Annotated in this window: 16 protein-coding genes; 6 read left to right on the top strand and 10 right to left on the bottom strand. The window is 44.1% G+C overall.

All coding sequences use genetic code 11. The features are described 5' to 3' along the window. Window positions 1–60 precede the first annotated feature (60 nt). From CJF29_RS14125 to dapF, 6 genes are all read right to left on the bottom strand, one after another. Entirely contained in the window at window positions 61–2,250 is a 2,190-nt protein-coding gene (locus CJF29_RS14125; RefSeq protein WP_099147569.1) for a glutamine synthetase III, read from the bottom strand. A gap of 157 nt (window positions 2,251–2,407) precedes the next feature. Further along, complete coding sequence (locus CJF29_RS14120; protein WP_061447584.1) at window positions 2,408–3,847, bottom strand: ammonium transporter; 1,440 nt, start codon at window positions 3,845–3,847, stop codon at window positions 2,408–2,410. 107 nt (window positions 3,848–3,954) lie between these two features. Beyond that, window positions 3,955–4,311 (bottom strand): P-II family nitrogen regulator, encoded by a 357-nt coding sequence (locus tag CJF29_RS14115; RefSeq protein WP_004303701.1) that lies wholly within the window; start codon window positions 4,309–4,311, stop codon window positions 3,955–3,957. 144 nt (window positions 4,312–4,455) lie between these two features. Further along, window positions 4,456–5,217, bottom strand: a complete 762-nt coding sequence (locus CJF29_RS14110) for a hypothetical protein (protein ID WP_004303700.1) — start codon at window positions 5,215–5,217, stop codon at window positions 4,456–4,458. A gap of 132 nt (window positions 5,218–5,349) precedes the next feature. Next, on the bottom strand, window positions 5,350–6,582 hold the full coding sequence (locus CJF29_RS14105; protein ID WP_004303699.1) for an LL-diaminopimelate aminotransferase: 1,233 nt from the start codon (window positions 6,580–6,582) through the stop codon (window positions 5,350–5,352). A gap of 52 nt (window positions 6,583–6,634) precedes the next feature. After that, window positions 6,635–7,441, bottom strand: coding sequence for a diaminopimelate epimerase (gene dapF, locus CJF29_RS14100; protein ID WP_099147568.1), 807 nt, complete (start codon window positions 7,439–7,441; stop codon window positions 6,635–6,637). Window positions 7,442–7,855: 414 nt separating this feature from the next. Here dapF and CJF29_RS14095 point away from each other — a divergent pair, with 414 nt between their 5' ends. The 3 genes from CJF29_RS14095 (at window position 7,856) to CJF29_RS14085 (ending at window position 10,472) form a co-directional block, all read left to right on the top strand. Then, the gene (locus CJF29_RS14095) at window positions 7,856–8,152 is read left to right on the top strand and encodes a thioredoxin family protein (protein ID WP_004300083.1); all 297 of its coding nucleotides are present in this window, start codon (window positions 7,856–7,858) and stop codon (window positions 8,150–8,152) included. A gap of 272 nt (window positions 8,153–8,424) precedes the next feature. Then, the gene (locus tag CJF29_RS14090; RefSeq protein ID WP_413544490.1) at window positions 8,425–9,327 is read left to right on the top strand and encodes a tyrosine-type recombinase/integrase; all 903 of its coding nucleotides are present in this window, start codon (window positions 8,425–8,427) and stop codon (window positions 9,325–9,327) included. After that, window positions 9,324–10,472 carry an IS91 family transposase gene (locus tag CJF29_RS14085; RefSeq protein ID WP_164727153.1) on the top strand — a complete coding sequence of 383 codons (1,149 nt, stop codon included), beginning with the start codon at window positions 9,324–9,326 and terminating at the stop codon, window positions 10,470–10,472. The genes CJF29_RS14090 and CJF29_RS14085 overlap by 4 nt, the downstream gene beginning before the upstream one ends. A 367-nt stretch (window positions 10,473–10,839) precedes the next feature. Here CJF29_RS14085 and CJF29_RS14080 read toward each other — a convergent pair whose 3' ends face one another. The 4 genes from CJF29_RS14080 to gltB all read right to left on the bottom strand — a co-directional run bounded on the left by CJF29_RS14080 (window position 10,840) and on the right by gltB (window position 19,678). Further along, entirely contained in the window at window positions 10,840–11,607 is a 768-nt protein-coding gene (locus tag CJF29_RS14080; RefSeq protein ID WP_004300081.1) for a glycerophosphodiester phosphodiesterase family protein, read from the bottom strand. Window positions 11,608–11,778: 171 nt separating this feature from the next. Then, window positions 11,779–13,446, bottom strand: coding sequence for an asparagine synthase B (gene asnB, locus CJF29_RS14075; RefSeq protein ID WP_004309309.1), 1,668 nt, complete (start codon window positions 13,444–13,446; stop codon window positions 11,779–11,781). Between the two features lie 214 nt (window positions 13,447–13,660). Next, a complete protein-coding gene (locus CJF29_RS14070) occupies window positions 13,661–15,001 on the bottom strand; it encodes a glutamate synthase subunit beta (protein WP_004303693.1) in 1,341 nt (446 codons plus the stop codon). Between the two features lie 126 nt (window positions 15,002–15,127). After that, the gene (gene gltB / locus CJF29_RS14065; protein ID WP_099146959.1) at window positions 15,128–19,678 is read right to left on the bottom strand and encodes a glutamate synthase large subunit; all 4,551 of its coding nucleotides are present in this window, start codon (window positions 19,676–19,678) and stop codon (window positions 15,128–15,130) included. Window positions 19,679–20,040: 362 nt separating this feature from the next. Between gltB and glmS the strand changes: the two genes are divergently transcribed. From glmS to carA, 3 genes are all read left to right on the top strand, one after another. Further along, window positions 20,041–21,885 (top strand): glutamine--fructose-6-phosphate transaminase (isomerizing), encoded by a 1,845-nt coding sequence (gene glmS / locus CJF29_RS14060; protein WP_099146958.1) that lies wholly within the window; start codon window positions 20,041–20,043, stop codon window positions 21,883–21,885. A gap of 118 nt (window positions 21,886–22,003) precedes the next feature. After that, window positions 22,004–23,887, top strand: a complete 1,884-nt coding sequence (locus CJF29_RS14055; protein WP_099146957.1) for an amidophosphoribosyltransferase — start codon at window positions 22,004–22,006, stop codon at window positions 23,885–23,887. 27 nt (window positions 23,888–23,914) lie between these two features. Beyond that, complete coding sequence (gene carA, locus CJF29_RS14050; protein ID WP_074558392.1) at window positions 23,915–25,063, top strand: glutamine-hydrolyzing carbamoyl-phosphate synthase small subunit; 1,149 nt, start codon at window positions 23,915–23,917, stop codon at window positions 25,061–25,063. The last annotated feature ends 8 nt before the right edge of the window (window positions 25,064–25,071 follow it).

Below are 25,071 nucleotides of genomic sequence, written 5' to 3'. Positions count from 1 at the left end.
TCACAGCACTCCTCCCCGCAAACTTAAAACAACCAACAAAAGAAATAGATAATTTTTTTTCTATCTCACAAATAACAGTTCCCTGTATTTTGGAAGCGTCCACATCTGATTGTCAACAATCAGTTCCAACTTGTCGATGTGATAACGGATTTCTTCCAGTGCCGGGACAATCGTGTCGTGGTAGGCAATGGCTTTTTCCCGTTCGCTTTCTATCTTGTTTGCAACCTTACGAGCCTCAATCATTGTATCTACATGCTCCTTGATGAAAGCTGTACGGTCGGCAATCTCTTCAATAAGCTCCAGGTTCTTAGCAGACAATTTCGCTGCCTTTTCTGCCGGGAAAAGAGATTGCATCTTATAGACATTATTAATTAAGTCCGTCTGGTATTGAGTGGCAACCGGAATGATATGATTCATTGCCAAGTCACCCAATACACGTGCCTCAATCTGAATCTTCTTCGTATAAGTTTCCCATTTCACTTCGTTACGGGCTTCCAGTTCTTTCTTGGTCATTACACCGGTAGCTTCGAACATGGCAATTGTTTCCGGTTTCAGGTAATTGTCGAAGATAACAGGAACACTGGTTTCGCAATCCAGTCCACGACGGGCAGCTTCTTTCTTCCATTCGTCACTGTAACCGTTACCGTCGAAATGAATGGCTTTACATTCTTTGATATATCCGCGGATGATTTCAAGAATGGCGGAAACTTTGGGTTCTCCCTTTTCAATCAACGCATCCACGTCCTTTTTAAACTTCACCAATTGATTTGCTACGGCCGAGTTCAATGCAATCATGGCAGAAGCACAGTTTGCTTCGGAACCTACGGCACGGAACTCAAAGCGGTTGCCTGTGAAAGCAAATGGAGAAGTACGGTTACGGTCTGTATTATCGATCAGTAATTCAGGAATCTGCGGAATATCCAACTTCATTCCCTGTTTACCGCTAAGGCTGATTAAATCATCTTTCGTACTGTTTTCGATATGATCCAATACCTGCGACAACTGTTTTCCAAGGAAAGAGGAGATAATTGCAGGAGGTGCCTCATTCGCTCCCAGACGGTGGGCGTTGGTAGCACTGGAGATAGAAGCTTTCAGTAGTCCGTTATGATGATAAACTGCCATCAATGTATTGACAACGAATGTAACAAAACGCAGATTGTCTTCCGGAGTCTTGCCCGGTCCCATCAATAAGATACCTGTATCAGTGCCCAAAGACCAGTTGTTGTGTTTACCCGAACCATTGACACCTTTGAACGGCTTTTCATGAAGCAGTACACGGAAACCATGACGGCGGCTTACCTTACGCATTAATGACATAATCAGTAAGTTATGGTCATTAGCAAGGTTACACTCTTCAAAGATAGGAGCCAACTCGAACTGGTTCGGGGCAACCTCGTTGTGACGGGTCTTAACAGGAATACCTAATTTTAACGCTTCAATTTCAAGGTCCTTCATGAAAGCGGCTACGCGGGTGGGGATAGCACCGAAGTAGTGATCCTCCAACTGTTGGTTTTTGGCACTGTCATGTCCCATCAAAGTACGACCGGTCATTAGTAAGTCCGGACGTGCGGCATACAATCCTTCGTCTACCAGGAAGTATTCCTGTTCCCATCCTAAGTAAGCAACTACTTTTTTCACTTCCGGATTAAAATACTGACATACGGCTACGGCTGCTTTATCTACAGCACGCAATGCCTTCAGTAAGGGAGCTTTATAGTCAAGAGCTTCACCGGTATATGCGATAAATACAGTCGGGATGCAAAGTGTATCATCCACGATGAAAGCAGGTGACGAGGGGTCCCATGCGCTGTATCCGCGAGCTTCGAATGTATTACGGATACCGCCATTCGGGAAAGAAGAAGCATCCGGCTCCTGCTGTACGAGCAGTTTACCTGTAAATTCTTCCATCATACCACCTTTGCCGTCATGTTCAACGAAGGCATCGTGCTTTTCTGCCGTACCCTCGGTCAGCGGTGCAAACCAGTGCGTGTAATGAGTGACACCCATTTCGATAGCCCATTTTTTCATGCCGGCAGCTACCTCGTCGGCAATGCTGCGATCTAGCGGAGCACCGTTGTCAATTGCATCAATCAGTGCATTGTATACCTTACTGGGAAGGTATTTGAACATCTTTTCCTTGTTGAATACATACTTGCCGAAGTATTCCGAAGGACGTTCGGCAGGTGTTGCTACCTCAACAGCCTTTTTCTTGAAAGCTGTCTCTACTACTCTGAATCTAAGTTTTGACATAATACCTAATTTGATTTGTTGTTAAATATGTTAGAGCAAATAATTTTCTCTGTGTGGTTCCCGGGAAGGCGGTCAGGCCCGCCCGGGATAAATCTTTTTAATCTATATAGCCTAATTCACTTACTGATGAGTAGACTTACTTTTAATTATAAGTAACTTAGTTGTAAGCAGATTCACCGTGTTCGTAAATGTCAAGACCTTCTTCTTCGACACGTGCCGGAACGCGAAGTCCGTGAATCTTATCAAGCGTTTTGAAAATGATGAATCCCATGCCTGCTGCCCATGCACTTACTACCAATGCTCCGAATAGTTGTGCACCGAGGAATCCGAAACCGTATCCATAGAATAAACCTTCACTGGTAGAGAACAAACCTGTGAGAATCGTTCCTAAAAAACCACACACACCATGTACGGAAGATGCACCTACCGGATCGTCTATCTTTAAAACCTTGTCAATGAAGTCAACGGAGAATATCATTACGACACCACATATCGCACCTATCAAGGCTGCTCCTGCGGGAGATACTGCGTCACATCCTGCTGTGATACCTACCAGACCTGCCAAGATACCATTCAGTGTCAATGACAGGGATGGTTTTCCATATTTCATCCAGCTCACCAACAGAGCAAAGAAACCACCGGCACAAGCAGCCAGGTTCGTTGTCAGGAATACGTGGGAAATAGCGATTGCGTCGGCTTCGGTTGCTGCTGCCAATTGAGAACCGGGGTTGAATCCGAACCATCCGAACCAAAGAATGAATACCCCCAGTGCAGCAATAGTCAGGCTATGGCCTGGGATAGCTTTTGATTTGCCGTCTTTACCATATTTACCGATACGGGGACCAAGAATGGCAGCACCTACCAAAGCAATCCATCCACCTACAGAGTGAACGACTGTAGAACCGGCAAAGTCATGGAATGTAGTGCCGAAGTGACTCATCATGAAAGAACCTTCTTCACCGTTCATCAGCCAGCCTCCGCCCCATGTCCAGTGACCGGATATCGGATAAATCAGTACACTGATAAAGATGGTGTAGACGATATACATGGAGAATTTTGTTCGTTCTGCCATGGCTCCTGATACAATTGTAGCTGCTGTCGCACAGAATACGGTTTGGAATATGAGGAATCCTTCGGTTGGCAAACCATTATTAATGAAAGAAAGGTCGCAGAAGTGAGGCATTCCGATGAATCCGCCTGCGCCGAACATCAATCCGAAACCGATAAACCAGTATAGTAAAGAGCCGAACATGAAGTCTACAAAGTTCTTCATCAGAATGTTGGCAGTATTTTTCACTCTGGTAAAACCTGCTTCTACTAATGCAAATCCCGGCTGCATGAAGAATACGAGCATTGCTGCAAGCAACATCCATACAGTATTTAATCCAAGAGCTAATTCACCAACCGTATCGGGAGCTGCTGATGCTTCTTCGGCAGGAGCTGCAACGACTTCGGTAATTGTTTCTGTAACTGCTGCAACTGTATCGGCAGCGGCTGCGTTTTGTGCCGACATATCAGTAGTAAAACAGCACAAAATGAATATAGTAGTGGCTATCCACAACTTTACGAAGCTATGGCTTTTATATTTTGTATCCATAATAATTATCTTATTTTATACCTATTATTTATTAGTGATGTTGTAAACCTCTTTATAAACGTTATAATCCGCAAGGAAACCTGAGAGCGGCACCTTGCCGCTGCCGATTAACGTTCTTGTTCTGCATTGTAGAGGGCTATGTCACCACGTTCGGCAGTGCGTATCCGGATAGCGTCTTCGATAGGAATGACGAAAATACGTCCGTCACCGATTTCTCCGGTCTGTGCAGCTTTGATGATAGCCTGCACTGTTTTCTCGGTATTTTTGTCGCGTACGACAATAGAGATCAAAATTCGTTCAATGGTGCTGGTGTCATATACTACGCCACGGTAGATACGTCCTTGCCGTGCTTTTCCAATACCTCTTACATCGTAATAAGAGAACCATTCGATGTCCGCTTCGAGTAGGGCGTCTTTTACGTCCTCGAATTTGGTTTTACGGATAATAGCTTCAATCTTTTTCATATACCTTAAATATTAGTGTTGACCTGTAAAAGAAAGAGGTATAGGGTGTGGCAGCCATAGTAGGTTACCATACAACAAACCGATAAAATCTAAACTCTAACTACCTGATCCCTATACGCTCTTTGATATTCTATATTCTCTCTCTTAAAAACTTAATCCGAATGCGAAGTAGGCTCCTTCTGTCCGTGGATTGACAGATACCTTGGCAAATGCCGGAACGGAGAAGGAATCTGTGATTTTGATATCCTTGGAAGCTCCGAGACTTACGTCTGATACGCAGAACCCACTTGTATAGCCATTGTAGAAAGTTGTCTCCCAAGGAACCATACCTAAATCTACTGTCCAGTCGAGACCTCCCAATTTGAATGGTGCGCTAAGTGCGAGGTAAGAAGAATAAGCCCTTTTGCCATTTTCTTTCACGCCGTCGGCACCTGCAAAATTTGTATACCAGTTGACTGCCAGTGGTCCGAAGTCATATCCGACTTGTGCTTCAAATACATGAGCCGTTGAATGAGCTCCGTATTTAAAATACTTGTTAGTTGCAAAGATCGTTTCTCCATCATCGTCTATGCCAGTTTCTACTTGGGTATTAAACCAATAATCCGTCACTGAAACGCTAAAACCGCCTATCGAATAACCAAGAGTTAAATCGAACTCTTTTGTGTCCGTCGATTCGAATCCTACCGATCCCCATGCTCCGAGTGAGAAACCTTTGTAAGAGATTTCCAGTGAGGGTTGAACGCTCACTCCGCCTAAATCCTGGCCGCGCCAGATGTAACCACTTACCAGATCTGCTCCAACGGAAGCTTCTACCTTATCTTGTGCCATCATTGTAGACGGGACAAGCCCTGACAGTAATAATGCTACTGTTATTACCCTCATTTTTTTGTTAATCGTCGTTTTCATCGTCTTTTTACCTTTAATAGTTAGAAAAATGTGGATGTACGGTCCATGTATATATAGTAGCGCGCGAAATACTATCAAGTAAATTGAAAAACCACTGGTTATGAATAGACTAGGAAAAGTTATTCAAAATTCTTATAGCCAGTTTTTTATTCTTCTCATCGCTTCGATACAGTCGTTGCGTTCGCCAAAGGCAGTCAGGCGGATATATCCTTCACCGCTTGGTCCGAAGCCTACACCGGGGGTACCGACCACATTGGCTTCATACAACATCTGTTCGAAGAATCGCCATGACGAAAGCCCGTTCGGAGTTTTCACCCACAAGTAGGGAGCGTTGACTCCTCCATACACTTTCAGTCCTGTGGCTTCCAATCCCTCTTTCATAATTTTGGCATTGGTCATATAATAGCCGATTGTTTCTTTAATCTGTGCTTTGCCTTCTGCACTGTAAACGGCTTCTGCTGCCCGTTGGGTAATGTAAGAAGTACCGTTGAACTTGGTGCATTGGCGGCGGTTCCACAATCTGTTGAGTGGGATGCGGTCTCCTTCCAATGTGGCGGCAGTAAGCTCTTTCGGAACTACGGTATATCCGCAGCGTACTCCGGTAAATCCTGCCGTTTTTGAAAAACTACGGAATTCGATCGCACACTTTTTAGCTCCCTTAATCTCATAGATAGAGTGGGGGACATTTTCGTCCTGGATATATGCTTCATAAGCGGCATCGAACAGAATCAATGTATCGTTTGCCAATGCATAGTCCACCCATTTCTTCAGTTCCGGTTTGGTTAAGGTTGTTCCTGTCGGGTTGTTCGGATAGCAGAGATAAACAATGTCTATCCGTTTGTCTGGAATTTCCGGAATAAAGTTATTCTCACTTGTGCAAGGCATATAAGTAACATTACTCCATTTACCCGTTTCTTCTTCCAACACTCCGGCGCGTCCGCACATGACATTGCTGTCTATATAAACCGGATAGATGGGATCTGTAACACCTACGCTATTGTCATGGCGAAGAATATCGCCTATATTTCCGGTATCGCTTTTGGCACCGTCACTGACAAATATCTCGGATGCCGAGAAATGAATCCCACGTGGAATAAAGTCATTTTTTATAATTGCTTCAATCAGAAAATCATATCCCTGTTCAGGACCATATCCGCGGAATGTATCCTTGCTGGCCAGCTCTTCTACCGCTTTGTGCATGGCTTCGATACACGCTTTCGGAAGCGGTTGGGTGACATCACCGATACCCAACCGGATAATATCCTGTTTAGGATGTGTTATCTTGAAGGTATTTACCTTTTTCGCTATGTCCGAGAATAAATAGCTTCCCGGTAACTTCAAAAAATGTTCGTTTACTAATGCCATCTTGTTATTGTTTTAAGTTCTGCAAAATCTAATACTCAATACCTGATACTTATTACTTATCCTCAATCTCCCCATCGAAAACTTTGGTTGCCGGTCCGGTCATTAATATATGTCCGGAGATTTCATCCCATTCAATGGTGACTGTCCCTCCATCCATGATTACATCGCTTTTTCTTCCTGTAAGTCCGTTGATGAAGGTGGCTACTGCTGTGGCGCAAGCACCTGTCCCGCAAGCTTGAGTGATTCCCGATCCTCTTTCCCACACCCTCATCCGTATGGTGTCTTTGCTGACAATCTGTGCAAACTCCACATTGGTTCTGTCGGGAAAAAGAGGATGATTCTCCAGTTCAGGACCGATTTCCGGTAAATTAATCTGGGTGATGTCCTCAACAAATGTGACGAGATGCGGATTACCCATTGATACTTTGGTCGACCGGAAAGGATACTTTCCTCCCCACTGAATCTCTTCTGTTTCCAACGGGCTACCCATGTCTACGGTGACTGCACTAACTGTTTTTCCCTCTACATGCAGTTTCAGGATTTTTATTCCTGATCGTGTATCCAGCGTAATTTCTGTTTTGTCAGTCAAGCCGTATTCATATACATATTTGCCTACACAACGGCTTCCGTTACCGCACATCATAGCTTCCGAACCGTCCGCATTGAAAATGCGCATGCTGAAATCCGCTTTATCAGAGACACCAATCAATATAAGTCCATCACTTCCGATTCCTGTATGAAACTTGCTCCATTCGATTGCCTTCTTTGCAGGGTCGGCTATCGGATATTGGCTTGTGTCTACATATATGTAGTCATTTCCCGCTCCATGCATTTTTGTGAACTTAATCTTTGTTGTCATTTTGATTGATATTTGTTAGTTGTTGTAACCTTTTGTTTTATTACGATGCAAAGATATGACTTTTTGCTTTATATTTTACTAAAAAGTATATCTAATATCTATTTATTTTCTTCAAACTTATAATCGCTTTATATACGGCCACATTTAGTTATAATTTGAAATTATACCTATTTATATATTAATAAACTGTTATTTGGATGAATTGTTTTGCATATTCTTCCATAATATATGAAGAATATTTAGCCTTGATAATCGGTGAAATCAGCTATAAAAACAAGAAATATATCCTTTTCCTTTTGACGATATGAAAGTGAAAACCCCTATTTATCTATCATATTGCTCACCGGATATGCTGAAGAACCTTTTTCTGTATTCATTGTTTTAGCACTATCATTAATATAAAAACGTAGAGATATGAATATAGAGAAACAATTAGAAACAGCAGTTAAGACCAACCATTTGGTGTTGGTAGTATTTTATGCCGACTGGTCACCTCATTATGAGTGGATAGGTCCTGTGCTTCGGACTTACGAAAAGAGAACTGTAGAATTGATTAGAGTGAATGCTGAAGAAAATAGAACAATAGCCGATGCGCATAATGTAGAAACAGTGCCCGCCTTTCTTTTATTGCATAAGGGACATGAATTATGGAGACAGGTAGGAGAGCTTACGGTAGGAGAGCTGAAAGAGGTATTAGATGATTTCCAGTAAATCGTTTGTAATCTTTTATTGGCATATATGAAAATGACCTTTTCTTTTTCAGATGAAAAAAATGAGTGTTCTTAATATGCTGGTATTTAGTTTGTTATAAAAGCTCATTTTTCCTTTAAAAGAAACGGGTGGTTCCTTTAAAAGGGACCACCCGTTGTACTAAATCCCGCATACGTAATAGCTAAAGTTTGCTATCTGTATGCGGGATTCCTTTTTTTTTGCTGATTTTAGTGGTGATATTTCCAATGTTCAACCAATAAACATTCTCCACTATGGCAAATTTTATTCAGCGTGCCAGTGACTCCATCTCGGGGTTTGGTCAAAGTTACGAAAAAATTTCCAAACAACTTCTTATTGAGCAGTATTCTCCTGGTAGTATAAAAAGTTATGGCCATAAGTTGGCTGCTATCAGCTTTCACTTCAAAAAACTTCCTGAACACTTAAGCGAAGATGATTGCCGCGATTATTTCAGCATGTTGCTCTCTCGCACTCCTTCACCGGGTTTGAGCTATTTCAAGCACACCGTTTACAGTCTTCGCTGTTATCGCAAGACAATGCATCTTAGTGAACTTAATTTTTCTCTTCCCCGTATCCGTAGTACGAAGAAGCTTCCGGTTGTTCTTTCACAGTCGGAAGTGAGCAGCCTTTTGCGTCACTGCGGGAGTATCCGCAGTCAAGCCCTGCTGGCTCTGATTTATTCTTGCGGGCTGCGTTTACGTGAGCTGGTCAATATGCGAATTTGTGATATTGACAGCAAGCGCATGCAGGTTTTCATCCGCCAGGGCAAAGGTAGAAAAGACAGGTACGTCCCCCTTTCCGGCAACCTGTTGCTTCTTCTCAGGGAGTATTTCATCCAGTACAGACCCGCGGTATATCTTTTCAACAATTGTTTCGGCGGACAAATCGAAGATTCCGAGATCCGCTATCTTTTTAAACAAGCGGTTCATTCGTCCTGCATCCTTAAACCCTGCACGCTTCATACCCTTCGTCACAGTTACGCCACGCACCTGCTGGAGATGGGCGAAAATATACTTCGCATCCGTGACCTTCTGGGACATGCCGATATAAAGACAACCCTGGTTTATCTTCACCTTGTCAATCTTCCTGCCGGAGGTTACGCCTTCAGTCCACTGGACCGTCTTGAGGGAGTGGGATATAACAATACGCAGCCATGAGGACGGAGTTTGAGGTCGGTCAGATTATTTCCCGCTTCAAATCATCCTTTATCAGCCAACATCATCCCTGCGGCAGGGTTCTCCAGGTCCTCTCACGCCTGGAACAGTGCCGTACCTCCGCTTTGGGAGGGCATGTGGATGCCTGTCCCCAGTGTGGAGTCGTACGTGTTAGTTACAACAGCTGCCGGGACCGGCATTGTCCCAAATGCCAGGGAGCCGAACGTGAGGTATGGATACAGGCACGCAAAGAGGATATGTTGCCCGTGAAATACTTCCATGTGGTATTTACCTTGCCGGCCGACTTGCATTCACTGGCACTGGGTAATATGAGACACACCTATTCATGCCTGTTTGCCGCTGCCTGGAAGACACTCGCAGCCTTCGCTGCCAATAAAGGCGCCCAGGCGGGAATGGTAGCCATCCTGCATACATGGGGAAGTAACCTGCACTACCACCCCCACCTGCACTGTGTAGTGCCCGAAGGAGGGATAGATGACAAGGGGGAATGGAGGAAGATCTCAGGGGCAAATCAGGACAGTCCTTTTCTATTCCCGGTCAGGGCCATGGGCAGGGTGTTCAGAGCCAAGTTCATGCAAGAGTGGAGCAAACATGTGAAAGTACCCCAGGCAACAAGAAAGAAGCTGTTTGAAAAAGAATGGGTGGTATATAGCAAAGCACCGTTCAAAGGCGTGGAAAGGGTCATAGAATACTTAGGGCGTTACTCACACAGGGCAGCCATCAGTAATGCCAGGATTAAGGGAATTACAGATACAGCCGTCATGTTTGACTATAAGGATTACAGGGATGGGGGAAAACATAAGATGATGACACTCACGGGAGAAGAGTTCGTACACAGGTTCAGTAGGCATATATTGCCGGCAGGATTTGTACGTATCAGGCATTACGGATTCCTGGCAGCATGCAACAGAAGGAAGTTGACAAGCATACAGATAAGGATGAAAGTACCACCGGCACCACTTAAAAGGAAAAGAGCCAAGTGGAAAGAACTCTGCCAAGACAAATGGAGGGAGTATAACTTATGCAAGCATTGCGGAGGGGCGCAGATGATTACAATTGAAGTTTTCAGACCAGCCAGGTCGCCACCCGGAAGAGGAAGTTCCAAACCGCTGAACGGTACTTTTTGAAGAAGAAAATATATTCACAGGAAGAATGAAGTCCTGGGAGAGAGGCTCTGTGGATATACATAACGGAAAACACGGTAAAAACACCGGATAGAAAGAAAAAGGAGGAAAAAAGGGAGATTGGAATCAAGAAAGGCTGAAAAAACAAGTATAAAAGCAAGCACAGGACATTAGGAAACTGCTGAAAAAAAATACAGATACAGAAGTAACCCCCATAAAAAATAGAAAACGTACAACAAAGGCTCCATATGCCCTAAGGGGCACACGAAGCCCTATTTCGTTCGACACCGAGAAACATCCTGTTTCTTTTAAAGGAACGAGCTGTTTCTTTAAAGACGGATTAAATAGTTTACTTTGTAATGATTTTATCTTATTGATGTTTTTTCAGTTCTTCTTGTAAGATGACTGGTTCGTTGGTGGTAATGAAATCTACTTTCTGTTCGATCAGCGATTTCATATCTTCCACTTCGTCCACAGTCCACACATTTACTTTCAAGCCGAGTTCATGAGCTTCTTTGATCCATTCGGGGTGTTTCTTAATCACTCCCATGTGATAATCAAGACCGGCAGCACCGAGTTCCTTTAATTCTTTGGGAGACAGTTCCCCGTTAAGGTAAAATACCGGAGTACCGGCAGGAGCCAGGCGGATAAACTCTTTCATGGCATGCAGGGAGAACGTGATATATTCCATGCGGTTTTCCAGTCCCATTTTCTTCACCATGGCAAGGATTCCCTGTACGGCTTTGGTTTCACGTTTCTTGTTACTATGTGCTTTCAGTTCGAGAATCAGTCGGGTATTACAGTTTTTCCCGGCTTCCAGATATTGTTCCAGGCTGGGTAAGTTTTCTCCGTTGGATAATTTAAGTCCGGTCAGTGCGTCACCTTTGGAATACTCCATCGGTCTCATCTTGTATACAGGATCATGGTTGACCACCAACTTGTTATCCTTAGCGATCCATACGTCAAATTCTGAACCGTAACAACCGATGGAATCTGCTTTTAGAAGTGATGAAATACTGTTTTGTGATGATCCCGGAGTTTTCCAGAATCCACGGTGGGCTATCACTTTTGTCTGTGCCTGCATACAGCAAGCAACCATTAGAAGGGCAGAAGCCATCATCATTTTTTTTAAATTCATTTGTTTGGTCTTTTAAAAGTTTGATAGATTTAATTTGGTTTGGCCTCAAAATTATAAAAAAGAAAACGCAAATCAGACAATAATATGCTAATCTGCGTTAATCCTTGAGATTTTAAAATAGAAATGTTACAAAAGAATAACAGAAAGAGCAGATTCTGTTATTCTTATCAGTTAAGTATAGGCCTCTTCGTGTATTCCTCTCACCGCACGTCCGCTAGGCTCATTCAGATTCCTGAAAGCAATATCCCACGCCAGCGCTTCTGCTGTGGAGCAGGCCACACTGGGAACACTGGGTACGGTGCGTGCTGCACTTTCACTGGGGAAATGCTCTTCAAAGATACTGCGATAATAGTATTCTTCTTTATTTTGTGGCGTGTTGATAGGGAAGCGTTCGGCAGCATGTTCCATTTGCTGATCGCTCACAGCAGCAGCTGTGATTTCCCTCAATGTGTCAATCCATGAATATCCTACACCGTCACTGAACTGCTCTTTTTGTCTCCACGCCACACTTTCCGGTAACATCTCGGCAAAGGCTTCGCGAACAATCCGTTTCTCAATTTCCTTTCCGGGGCACATTTTAGCTTTCGGATTCAGGTTCATGGCTACGTCGAGGAATTCTTTATCAAGGAAAGGAACACGTCCTTCTACTCCCCATGCTGACAAACTTTTATTGGCGCGGAGGCAATCGTACATGTGCAACTTTGAAAGTTTACGTACTGTTTCTTCGTGGAATGCCTGTGGAGTGGGAGCCTTGTGGAAATACAGATAACCACCGAAAACTTCATCGGCGCCTTCACCGCTCAACACCATTTTGATACCCATCGATTTGATGACACGTGCCAGTAGGTACATGGGAGTGGAAGCGCGTACCGTGGTTACATCGTATGTCTCGATGAAATAAATGACATCACGCAGGGCATCCAAACCTTCCTGAACAGTATAGTTTATTTCGTGATGGACAGTACCGATATATTCAGCCACTTCACGTGCTTTAATCAAATCGGGAGCACCTTTTAGTCCGATAGCGAAGGAGTGGAGTTGAGGCCACCACGCATCACTCGCTCCGTCTGTTTCTATACGCTTTGCCGCATATTTTTTGGCAATGGCGGAGATGACAGAACTATCCAACCCTCCCGAAAGAAGCACTCCGTACGGTACGTCACTCATTAACTGGCGGTGTACAGCCTCTTCTAATGCTATTTTCACATCAACGGTTTGTGCATCATTCTCTTTTACGGTTTCATATTCTGTCCAGTCGCGCGAATACCAACGTTTCATTTTTCCCTCTTTACTATAGAAGTAATGTCCGGGGAGAAATATTTCATATTCGTCGCAAAATCCTTCAAGGGCTTTCAACTCGCTGCCGAAGTAGATTTTTCCCTCTTTATCTTTTCCTATATATAAAGGAATAACCCCTATCGGATCACGGGCAATTAGAAATTCATCCTTTTCCTCATCATAAAGAACGAAAGCAAAGATACCGCTAATATCTTCCAGAAAATGGATGCCTTTATCTTTGTAAAGGGCAAGAATTACCTCACAGTCACTTCCGGTCTGAAAGTTATATTTTCCCGCATATTTAGCGCGAATATCACGGTGATTGTAAATCTCACCGTTGACGGCGAGCACTTGTTTACGATCGGGAGAGTATAACGGCTGTCCGCCACTTTGCGGGTCGACAATGGAAAGACGTTCGTGTGCCAGGATGGCACTTCCGCCTACATAGATTCCACTCCAGTCCGGTCCGCGATGACGGATCTTCTGGGCCATTTTCAGTGCTTTATCTCTTAGCTCTTTCGTTTGAACTTTGATGTTGAGTATACCTGCTATTCCACACATAACTTTAATTTTTAGAGGGGGTAATGTAATCTGTTGATTGTTTATTCGCTATTTCTAAGAAGCTGACTAGTTATTCTTAATTCGTTCCATAATTGTTATCGTTTAGTTCCACAACTGTTTTCCTTTAGTTCCATATCTGTTATTCTTTAGTTCTACAGATATGGAACGAACCGATAATAGCAATCGAGCTTCTTGTTGTACACTGTTGCAAACCTTATTGTATTAGATAAGCATCTATTTCCGCAGCAGCCTTTCGTCCTCCTGCCATGGCGCGTACTACTAAGCTGGCACCAGTCTCGGCATCACCGGCAAGAAATACATTCTTTGCAAATTTGGGTTGTTCCGGTTTCAGGAATCCCATCGCCAATAATACCATATCAGCCTCGATGACTTCCTTCTTCCCTGTTGGTTTCATTGTGGGACGTCCGCCATCTGCTGCCGGAATCCATTCTACTTCTTCCACTTCTACACCTGTCACTTTTCCATTCTTTCCGAGGAACTGATTGGAAGCCAGGCACCAGCGGCGTGTACAACCTTCTTCATGGCTGGAAGTCGTTTTGAAGACTGCCGGCCATTGTGGCCAAGGAGTAGCCGGATTGTAGCCGACAGGAGGTTTCGGCATGATTTCGATTTGAGTGACACTGACGGCTCCCTGTCTCACACTGGTTCCGATGCAGTCGGAACCAGTGTCTCCGCCACCTATCACGAGAACCTTTTTGCCTTTGGCATTTACCAACTTGTCTTTCGGGAAAGTCTGTCCTGCCAGAATCCTATTCTGTTGTGCCAGCATTTCGAGTGCGAAATGAATCCCTTTCAGTTCACGTCCCGGAATACTCAAGTCACGTGCAGTGGGGGTTCCGGTACAGATGCAGTAAGCATCGAATCCTTCCGGTAAATGATTAACGTCTATTTCTACTCCCATCTCAAACTGTATTCCTTCTGCAGCCAATATCTTCATCCGTCGGTCAATTACATTTTTATCCAGTTTGAAATTAGGAATACCGAATCGTAATAATCCTCCGGGCGCTTCATCCTTATCGAATAAAGTAACGCTATATCCTTTTAAATTCAGCTGATTAGCCACCACCAATCCAGCAGGACCTGCACCAATCACCGCCACTTTCTTTCCGTTTCTTTCCGGCGTCTTTACTTGTATATATCCTTCACGAAAAGCCGCTTCTACGATAGCTGCTTCATTCTCGCGAATAGTCACCGGCTGATCGCAGGAAAGTTTCAACACACACGATTTCTCGCAAAGAGCAGGACAAATACGTCCTGTAAATTCAGGAAAATCGCAAGTAGACGACAATACTTCGTATGCCTCCTTCCATTTTCCCCTGTATAATGCATCCTGCCATTCCGGTTGTTTATTTCCTATCGGGCATGCCCAATGACAGAAAGGTACACCGCAATCCATACAGCGTGACGCCTGCAATTTACGGCTGTTTGTATTCAAAGTCTGTTCTACCTGACTATAGTCAGCGATTCGCTCGTTTACAGGGCGGTATCCCGCCTCTTGTCGAGGTATATTTAGAAATGCTTTAGGATCTCCCATCTTGTTATTTACTATTTGACGATTTACTATTTACTATTTCTAGACTATCTTATCATTTGCTATTTGACTATTTACAGACTATACTATACATTCAAATAGTAAATTGTAAATAGTCAAATTGTAAATCTAATAGTCTCTTTGCATATCTGCAATTTTTTGTTGTAACTTTCTCATTTGTTCTTCCTGCAGTACTTTTTTGTATTCGATGGGCACTACTTGGATGAATTGATCTACGTAATGATTCCAGTTGTCGAGCAGGATGCGTGCCAGTTTCGAGCCTGTGTAGAGGTAATGCTGGCGGATTAGTTCGTGCAACTCTTTCCGGTAGCTGGCTTCTTCGATGAGTGACAGTTCCACCATTTCCATGTTACAGAAATAATCGAAGTTGCCGTCTTTGTTCCATACATAAGCTACACCGCCACTCATACCGGCTGCAAAGTTACGTCCGGTTTGTCCGAGGACTACCACACGACCTCCGGTCATGTATTCGCAACAATGGTCACCCACGCCTTCTACGACGGCAACTGCGCCGGAGTTACGAACAGCGAAACGCTCTCCTACACGGCCGTTGATATATACTTCACCGCTTGTTGCGCCATAAAGCAAGGTATTACCGGCGATTGTATTTTTTTCGGCTTCGAAATTGCTGCGGATAGGAGGCAATACGGAGATACGCCCGCCGCTCAATCCTTTACCCAGGTAATCATTCGCTTCACCTTCCAGTTTAAAGTTAACTCCCGGTACGAGAAAAGCTCCGAAAGATTGACCTGCCGAACCTTTGAATTTTACATTCAGCGTATGTTCCGGCAATCCTTTGGCACCATATTTCTTGGCGATTACTCCGGAAAGCATAGCACCTATTGCACGGTCTGTATTGGCAATCGTATATTCTAAAGAAATCTCTTTCTCATGTTCGATAGCTTCTTGTGCGGCATCGATGATGGTTACATCCTTTACAGCAGAAATTCCATGATCTTGGTCGATGACATGACGGATAGCCGCACTGTTGTCAACACGTGCCAGCAATTTGGTGAAGTCGATTAAAGCATGTTTCGGATTTGGGTCATTGGCATCGGACTTGCGCTCGATTAAGTCTGTACGCCCGATGATGTCATCCATCCGGGTGAATCCCATTTCAGCCAAATGCTCGCGGACTTCCTGTGCCAGGAATGTGAAAAAGTTTACTAAATATTCACTGCGTCCATGAAAGCGTTTACGTAACTCTTCATTCTGTGTGGCAACTCCCACCGGACAAGTATTCTGATGGCATTTGCGCATCATTACACACCCTAATACAATCAATGCCGAGGTGGCGAAGCCATATTCTTCGGCACCCGTTAGTGCCATTAAGATGATGTCACGTCCGGTTTTCAGTTGTCCGTCGGCTTGCAGAACTACTTGGCCACGAAGTCCGTTCAGAACCAGTGTTTGCTGTGTCTCGCTCAATCCCAATTCCGGTGAGATACCCGCATAGCGGATAGAAGAAGCCGGAGAAGCACCTGTTCCCCCTTCAGCACCAGAGATGACAATTAGGTCCGCCTTTGCTTTTGCCACACCCGCAGCAATCGTACCGACGCCGCTTTCTGCTACCAGTTTCACACTGATTTTGGCCTGTGGATTTACATTTTTCAAATCGAAGATTAATTGTGCCAAATCCTCAATCGAATAAATATCATGATGAGGCGGAGGAGAAATCAGCGAAATTCCCGGAATGGAATGACGTGTTTTCGCAATCACATCGTTCACTTTAAATCCCGGTAGTTGTCCGCCTTCACCCGGTTTGGCTCCCTGTGCTATCTTGATTTGAATTTCGTCCGCATTAACCAGATATTCTGCCGTTACACCGAAACGACCGGAAGCTACCTGCTTGATTGCACTTCGTAAAGAACTGCCATCGGGCAGCGGTTGGAAACGGGCAGCGTCTTCGCCACCTTCACCGGTATTACTGCGTCCGTGAATTTTATTCATGGCAATAGCCATTGCCTCATGAGCCTCTTTGCTGATAGAACCAAAAGACATAGCCCCCGTGACGAAACGATGCAGAATGTTTTCCACCGGTTCTACCTGATCGATTGAAATCGGATTACGACGGAATCCCAGAAAGTCACGAAGGAAAATAGGCTTCTCTTTTTCGTCTACCAGATGGGTGTACTCTTTAAATTTTTTATAACTCCCCAGTCGTGTAGCCAATTGCAGAGTGCTGATTGTTTCCGGATTCCATGCGTGCTTTTCTCCATCTTTACGGAAAGCATACAAACCGTTATTTTTTAATAACTCTTCATTTTTAATACTTTCAAATCCTTCTTTATGGAAAGCAATGGCATCTCTGGCTATTTCTTCCAGACGGATACCTCCGATCGGTGAACCGAGTCCTCCAAAATAAGCCTTGCTCAATTCTTCACTCAAACCGACAGCTTCGAAAATCTTAGCACCACGATAGGAGCGGATCGTAGAGATACCCATCTTACTCATGATTTTAAACAAGCCTTTACAGATGGATTTGATATAGTTCTTTTCAGCAGTGGTATAATCCAACTGAATATCTTTGTCTTTTACCAGTCGGTCGAGGACAGCGAATGCCATGTAAGGATTCAGGGCACTTGCTCCGAAACCCAACAATAACGCGGCGTGCATCACTTCACGTATTTCACCACTTTCTACGATCAATGCCGTTTGCACCCGTTTACCAACTGAAATCAGGTGGTGATGAACAGCGCTTACTGCCAGCAATGATGGAATGGCAGCATGGGTAATATCCACCTCACGGTCGGTCAGGACAATGTAGTTTACACCTTCCGTCACGGATTCTTCCGCCATTTTACAAAGATGGGTCAGTGCTTCCTGCAGTCCGGCTTTCCCTTTGGCAACCTCAAACAACATGGGTAGTTTGACTGTTTTGAAGCCTTTATACCGGATATTACAAAGAATATCCAGTTGGGTATTGCTTAAAATCGGATGATTCAGGCGTACCATTTTGCAATGACTTTCACTGGGCGTCAGAATATTCATACCGACTGCTCCAATGTATTCCGTCAATGACATCACCAGTTCTTCACGAAGTGGATCAATGGGCGGATTGGTTACCTGTGCAAATTGCTGACGGAAATAGTTGTAAAGCAACTGTGGTTTATCTGAAAGTACGGCGAGTGGCGTATCGTTACCCATTGAATTGATCGGTTCTGCTCCGGTGCTTGCCATCGGCATAATCAGCCTTTCGATGTCCTCTTTGGAGTAGCCGAAAGTACGAAGCATCCGGTCGTAGTTTGCTACGTGATGAGGAACTTTGCGCCCGCTTTTCAGTTCATCCAGTTCGATTCGGTTGGTAGATAGCCAGGTGCGGTAAGGCTTGGCTTCAGCCAACTGTTTTTTCAGTTCGCCGTCATAGTAGATCTCGCCTTTTTCCGTATCTACCAGCAGGATTTTGCCGGGCTGTAAGCGACCTTTTTCTTTGATGTCTCCCGGTTCGAAATCCATAACACCGACTTCCGAAGCCACTACCATCATATCGTTTTTAGTAATCAGATAACGGGCAGGGCGCAGGCCATTGCGGTCGAGCATACCTCCGGCAAATCGTCCGTCGCTGAATAGTAGTGCGGCCGGTCCGTCCCACGGTTCCATCAGGATGGAGTGGTATTCGTAGAATGATTTTAGATCCTCACTGATCGGGTTCTTCTCGTTGAAAGATTCCGGCACGAGCATAGCCATGGCATGTGGCAGGCTCAATCCTGACATCACCAGGAACTCCAGTACATTGTCCAGAGAAGCACTGTCGCTCATACCCGGTTGTATAATCGGGCGGATTTCTTTTATATCGCCTAAAGTGGGAGTGGAGAGTACACTTTCACGGGCTTCCATCCATCCTCGGTTACCACGGATGGTATTGATTTCACCGTTGTGTGCCAGCAGACGGAACGGCTGTGCCAATCCCCATGTAGGGAATGTATTGGTACTGAAACGAGAGTGCACCAATGCCAGTCCGCTGGTAAAATAGCTATTTGTCAGGTCCGGATAATAGTTGCGCAGCTGTAATGATGAAAGCATACCTTTATATATAATGCTTTTGGTAGAGAGTGACACAACATAAAAATCGTCTTTTGCCGGAATAGATGACAATCTGACTTTATTTTCGATTCTTTTCCGGATCAGATATAACTTCCGGTCGGCAGTTTCCGTTTCCGTAAATCCGGTGATGAACACTTGTTTGATGTCCGGTTCGTTTGCCAGAGCCGATTCTCCCAGGATTTCGGGGCAGGTGGGCACATTGCGCAAATGCATCAATGTGAGTCCTTCTTTTTCAATTTCTTCAATAATAATACTTAGAATAGCTGCCTGGTCTTTTTCGTTTTTCGGTAAAAACAATAATCCTGTGCCGTACCGTCCTTTTTCGGGGACAGGAATACCTTGTAATAAAATAAACTCATGCGGAATTTGAAGCATGATACCTGCACCGTCACCGGTCTTGTTATCCGCACCCTCGGCACCGCGATGGCGCATGTTTTCTAATACCTTTAAAGCCGACTCAACAATGTCGTGTGACTTTTCTCCATGAATGTTAACCAGCATACCGACACCGCAGGCATCGTGTTCGTATGCCGCATCGTACAAGCCCACCTGTTGGGGCTGTCGTTGGTAAGGGAATCCTTCTGTTACGTTGTTAAAAAGTTCTTGTTTCTTCATTCTTACTAGCTTTATTGTATGATAATACCTGTTTGATGTATCAAATTGTTTGGCAAAGTTAATATTTTAATTTCAAAATGATAGTGAAATTTAGCTTTTGTGTGACGCGAAATGAGAATAGGAATCTTTATTCTTTTAATTTGTTATTAAAAACAGGAAATTTGCTTTTAATTTGTTAGCTTATTTATCCTTATTTGAAGCTGATTGTAATTTGTTTCTTTTTGAGCTAAAAATAATATATTATTTAACTTTTTGATGTGTTTGCAACTTTTTTATGCGTTTCTGTCAAATAAATATGCTTTTTGTTGTCTTTATGTTATTTGTAATGTGTATATTTGCAGGCGAAATAAAAATATCATAATATGTGTGGAATAGTAGGCTATATTGGTAAACGAAAAGCCTACCCTATCCTTATCAAAGGGCTGAAGCGACTGGAGTATCGTGGATATGACAGCGCGGGGGTAGCAATCATTAGTGATGACCAACAGTTAAATGTGTATAAGACGAAAGGAAAAGTCTCTGATCTTGAAAATTTCGTCACACAGAAAGATATTTCCGGTACAATCGGAATTGCCCATACCCGTTGGGCTACTCACGGGGAACCTTGTTCTGCTAACGCCCACCCTCATTACTCTTCTTCCGAAAAGCTCGCTCTCATTCATAACGGTATTATTGAAAACTACGCCGTTCTTAAAGAAAAACTTCAAGCCAAAGGCTATATTTTTAAAAGTAGTACAGATACCGAAGTCCTCGTTCAATTAATAGAATACATGAAAGTCACTAATCAGGTCAGTCTGTTGACGGCTGTTCAGTTGGCGTTAGGGGAGGTAATTGGTGCTTATGCGATTGCGATTCTTGATAAGGAGCATCCCGATGAGATTATTGCTGCCCGTAAGAGCAGTCCATTGGTAGTGGGGATTGGAGAGAATGAGTTCTTTCTTGCTTCAGATGCTACTCCGATTGTAGAATATACTGATAAAGTGGTTTATCTGGAAGACGGGGAAATAGCTGTTTTGAATCTGGGGAAGGAGTTGAAGGTAGTCAACTTGAACAATGTCGAAATGATACCTGAAATAAAGAAGGTGGAACTCAGCCTCGGTCAGTTGGAAAAAGGGGGATATTCGCACTTTATGTTGAAAGAGATTTTCGAACAGCCCGATTGTATTCGTGATTGCATGCGCGGACGTATCAATGTGGAAGCTGATAATGTGGTGCTTTCTGCTGTGATAGATCATCGGGAAAAGCTGCTGAATGCCAAACGGTTTATTATTGTTGCTTGCGGAACTTCCTGGCATGCCGGACTGATTGGTAAGCATCTGATTGAGAGTTTCTGTCGCATACCGGTGGAAGTGGAGTATGCTTCCGAATTCCGCTACCGTGATCCGGTGATTGACGGGCAGGATGTGGTGATAGCAATTTCCCAGAGTGGTGAGACGGCAGATACATTGGCTGCTGTGGAATTGGCGAAAAGCCGCGGGGCATTTATATATGGTATTTGCAATGCGATTGGCTCTTCTATTCCCCGTGCCACTCACACCGGTTCGTATATCCACGTAGGTCCGGAAATCGGAGTCGCTTCCACCAAAGCGTTTACCGGACAGGTCACTGTGTTGGCAATGCTGGCATTGACGCTTGCCAAAGCGAAAGGAACAATTGACGAACGGCATTATCTTTCAATTGTACAGGAATTAAATCATATTCCGGAAAAAATGAAAGAGGTGTTGGAATTAAATGATACTTTGGCGGAGTTATCGAAAACTTTCACTTATGCGCATAATTTTATTTACCTGGGACGCGGATATAGTTATCCCGTTGCTCTGGAAGGTGCATTGAAATTGAAAGAAATATCGTATATTCACGCCGAAGGTTATCCGGCTGCGGAGATGAAGCATGGACCGATTGCCCTGATCGATGCGGAAATGCCGGTAGTGGTGATTGCTACGCAGAATGGGTTGTATGAGAAAGTAGTAAGTAATATTCAGGAGATTAAGGCACGGAAAGGAAAAGTGATTGCATTTGTGACGAAAGGAGATACCGTTATCAGCAAAATCGCTGACTGTAGTATCGAACTTCCTGAAACAATCGAATGTCTCGATCCGTTAATAACTACGGTACCTCTGCAACTTCTTGCTTACCACATTGCGGTATGCAAAGGGATGGATGTGGATCAGCCGAGAAATCTGGCGAAGTCGGTAACAGTAGAGTAATGTAATTTACAATTAGACAATTTACGATTGAAGAATCAATGATGGATAGTAAGTTGTTTGATTGGCGGGTGGTAATTTAAATTGTAAATAGTAAATCGTCAAATCGTAAATAGTATAGATGGAACAATTGAAACATGAATGTGGCGTTGCCATGATACGCTTGCTCAAACCGTTAGAGTATTACGAGAAAAAGTACGGGACATGGATGTATGGTCTTAATAAACTCTACCTGTTGATGGAGAAGCAGCATAATCGTGGACAGGAAGGTGCGGGACTGGCATGTGTGAAACTGGAAGCAAATCCGGGTGAAGAATATATGTTTCGTGAACGCGCTTTAGGTTCCGGAGCCATTACGGAAATCTTTGAAAACGTTCAAAACAATTTTAAGGATCTCACTCCCGAACAGTTGCACGATGCAGCGTATGCCAAACGAACTTTGCCTTTTGCCGGTGAAGTATATATGGGACATCTTCGTTATTCCACTACGGGAAAATCCGGAATCTCTTATGTGCATCCATTTTTAAGAAGAAATAACTGGCGTGCCAAGAATCTGGCCCTCTGCGGAAATTTCAATATGACAAATGTGGACGAGATATTTGCCCGTATCACTGCCATTGGTCAGCATCCGCGTAAATATGCCGATACATATATCATGTTGGAGCAGGTGGGACACCGTCTTGACCGTGAAGTGGAGCGTGTATTCAATCTTGCCGAAGCCGAGGGGCTTACGGGCATGGGAATCACTCATTATATAGAAGAATATATTGATTTGGCAAACGTGTTGCGCACTTCCAGCCGCGAATGGGATGGGGGATACGTGATCTGCGGATTGACCGGGAGCGGCGAGTCCTTCGCCATCCGCGACCCGTGGGGAATCCGGCCTGCATTCTGGTATCAGGATGATGAGATAGCTGTTCTTGCTTCCGAACGTCCGGTGATCCAGACTGCTTTGAATGTTCCGTTTGAGGAAATCAAAGAATTGCAACCGGGGCAAGCATTGTTAATCAGCAAAGAAGGTAAAATCCGTACTTCGCAAATTAACAAGCCGCGCGAAAATCATGCCTGTTCTTTTGAACGTATCTATTTCTCCCGTGGGAGTGATGTCGATATTTATAAGGAAAGGAAACGGTTGGGTGAAAAGTTGGTTCCGAGAATATTGAAAGCTATCAATAATGACATCGATCATACGGTTTTTTCTTTTATTCCCAATACTGCGGAGGTGGCTTTCTACGGAATGTTACAGGGACTGGACGATTACTTGAATGAGGAGAAAGTGCAGCAAATTGCTGCATTAGGGCATCATCCGGATATGGAGGAACTGGAAGTCATTCTTTCCCGCCGTATCCGTAGCGAAAAGGTGGCGATCAAGGATATCAAACTCCGTACGTTTATTGCCGAAGGAAACAGTCGTAATGATCTGGCAGCCCATGTGTATGACATTACATACGGAAGTCTGGTACCCGGTGTTGATAATCTGGTGATTATTGACGACAGCATTGTGCGTGGTACTACGCTGAAACAAAGTATTATCGGTATTCTCGACCGTCTCGGTCCGAAGAAGATTGTGATAGTATCTTCCTCTCCGCAAGTCCGTTATCCTGACTATTACGGTATCGATATGGCAAAGATGAGCGAGTTTATCGCTTTCCGGGCTGCTGTCGAACTTTTAAAGGAGCGGGATATGAAAGATGTGATTGCGGCTGCCTACCGTAAATCGAAAGATCAGGTGGGACTGCCGAAAGAGCAGATGATAAACTATGTGAAGGATATCTATGCTCCGTTCACCGATGAGGAAATCTCTGGCAAGATGGTGGAACTGCTGACTCCCAAGGGAACAAAGGCGAAAGTGGAAATTGTCTATCAACCGTTGGAGGGATTGCACGAGGCTTGTCCGCATCATAAAGGCGACTGGTATTTTAGCGGTAACTACCCTACACCGGGAGGTGTGAAAATGGTGAACCGGGCGTTCATCGACTATATAGAACAAATGTATCAATTCTAACAACCATACAACGATTCAATAATAAGAATGAGAAATGTGACATTAATCCTTGACGACGGGAGCCGGTTTTCCGGTAAGTCGTTTGGCTACGAGAAGCCGGTGGCAGGCGAAGTAGTTTTTAATACTGCCATGACCGGATATCCGGAGAGCCTTACTGATCCTTCCTATGCCGGACAGTTGATGACGCTTACCTATCCTCTGGTAGGCAATTACGGTGTTCCTCCTTTTACCATCGAACCGAATGGACTTGCCACTTTCATGGAAAGTGAGAAAATCCATGCGGAAGCGATTATCGTAAGTGACTATTCTTATGAATACAGCCATTGGAACGCAGTGGAAAGTCTCGGCGACTGGCTGAAACGCGAGCAAATTCCCGGCATCACAGGCATCGATACGCGCGAGCTGACTAAGGTTCTTCGTGAACATGGAGTAATGATGGGGAAAATCGTTTTCGATGATGAGCCGGATAATGTGCCTGAAGCAGCATACGCAGGCGTCAATTATGTAGATCGTGTATCTTGCAAAGAGATTATTTGCTATCTTCCTGCCGGAACTTCACAAACTTTCTCCATAAATAGCTCCTATGCGCAGCTTAATTCTCAATTCTCAACTTTCAATTCTCAATTTAAGAAGGTTATTCTGGTAGATTGCGGTGTAAAGACAAATATTATTCGTTGTCTGCTGAAACGTGGTGTGGAAGTAATCCGTGTGCCTTGGGATTATGATTACAACGGACTCGAATTTGACGGGTTATTTATCTCCAACGGACCGGGCGACCCGGATACTTGTGATGCTGCGGTGCAGAATATTCGCAAGGCGATGGCAAACGAGAAATTGCCTATTTTCGGTATCTGTATGGGAAACCAGTTGCTTTCAAAAGCAGGCGGAGCCAAAATTTATAAATTGAAATACGGACATCGTAGCCATAACCAGCCGGTGCGTATGGTAGGTACGGAGCGTTGTTTTATTACTTCACAAAACCACGGTTATGCTGTAGATAATAATACGTTGAGTGCAGACTGGGAGCCGTTGTTCATCAATATGAACGATGGATCCAATGAGGGAATCAAACATAAAAAGAATCCTTGGTTTTCTGCACAATTCCATCCGGAAGCGGCGAGCGGACCTACAGATACGGAATTCCTGTTCGATGAATTTGTAAACCTGCTAAAATAACCGACAAT

Origin of the sequence: Bacteroides celer (assembly GCF_002632415.2) — a bacterium.
Taxonomy (GTDB): domain Bacteria; phylum Bacteroidota; class Bacteroidia; order Bacteroidales; family Bacteroidaceae; genus Bacteroides.
The sequence above is the reverse complement of the archived record's forward strand: the minus strand, read 5'-3'. Positions and strand labels throughout refer to the sequence as shown.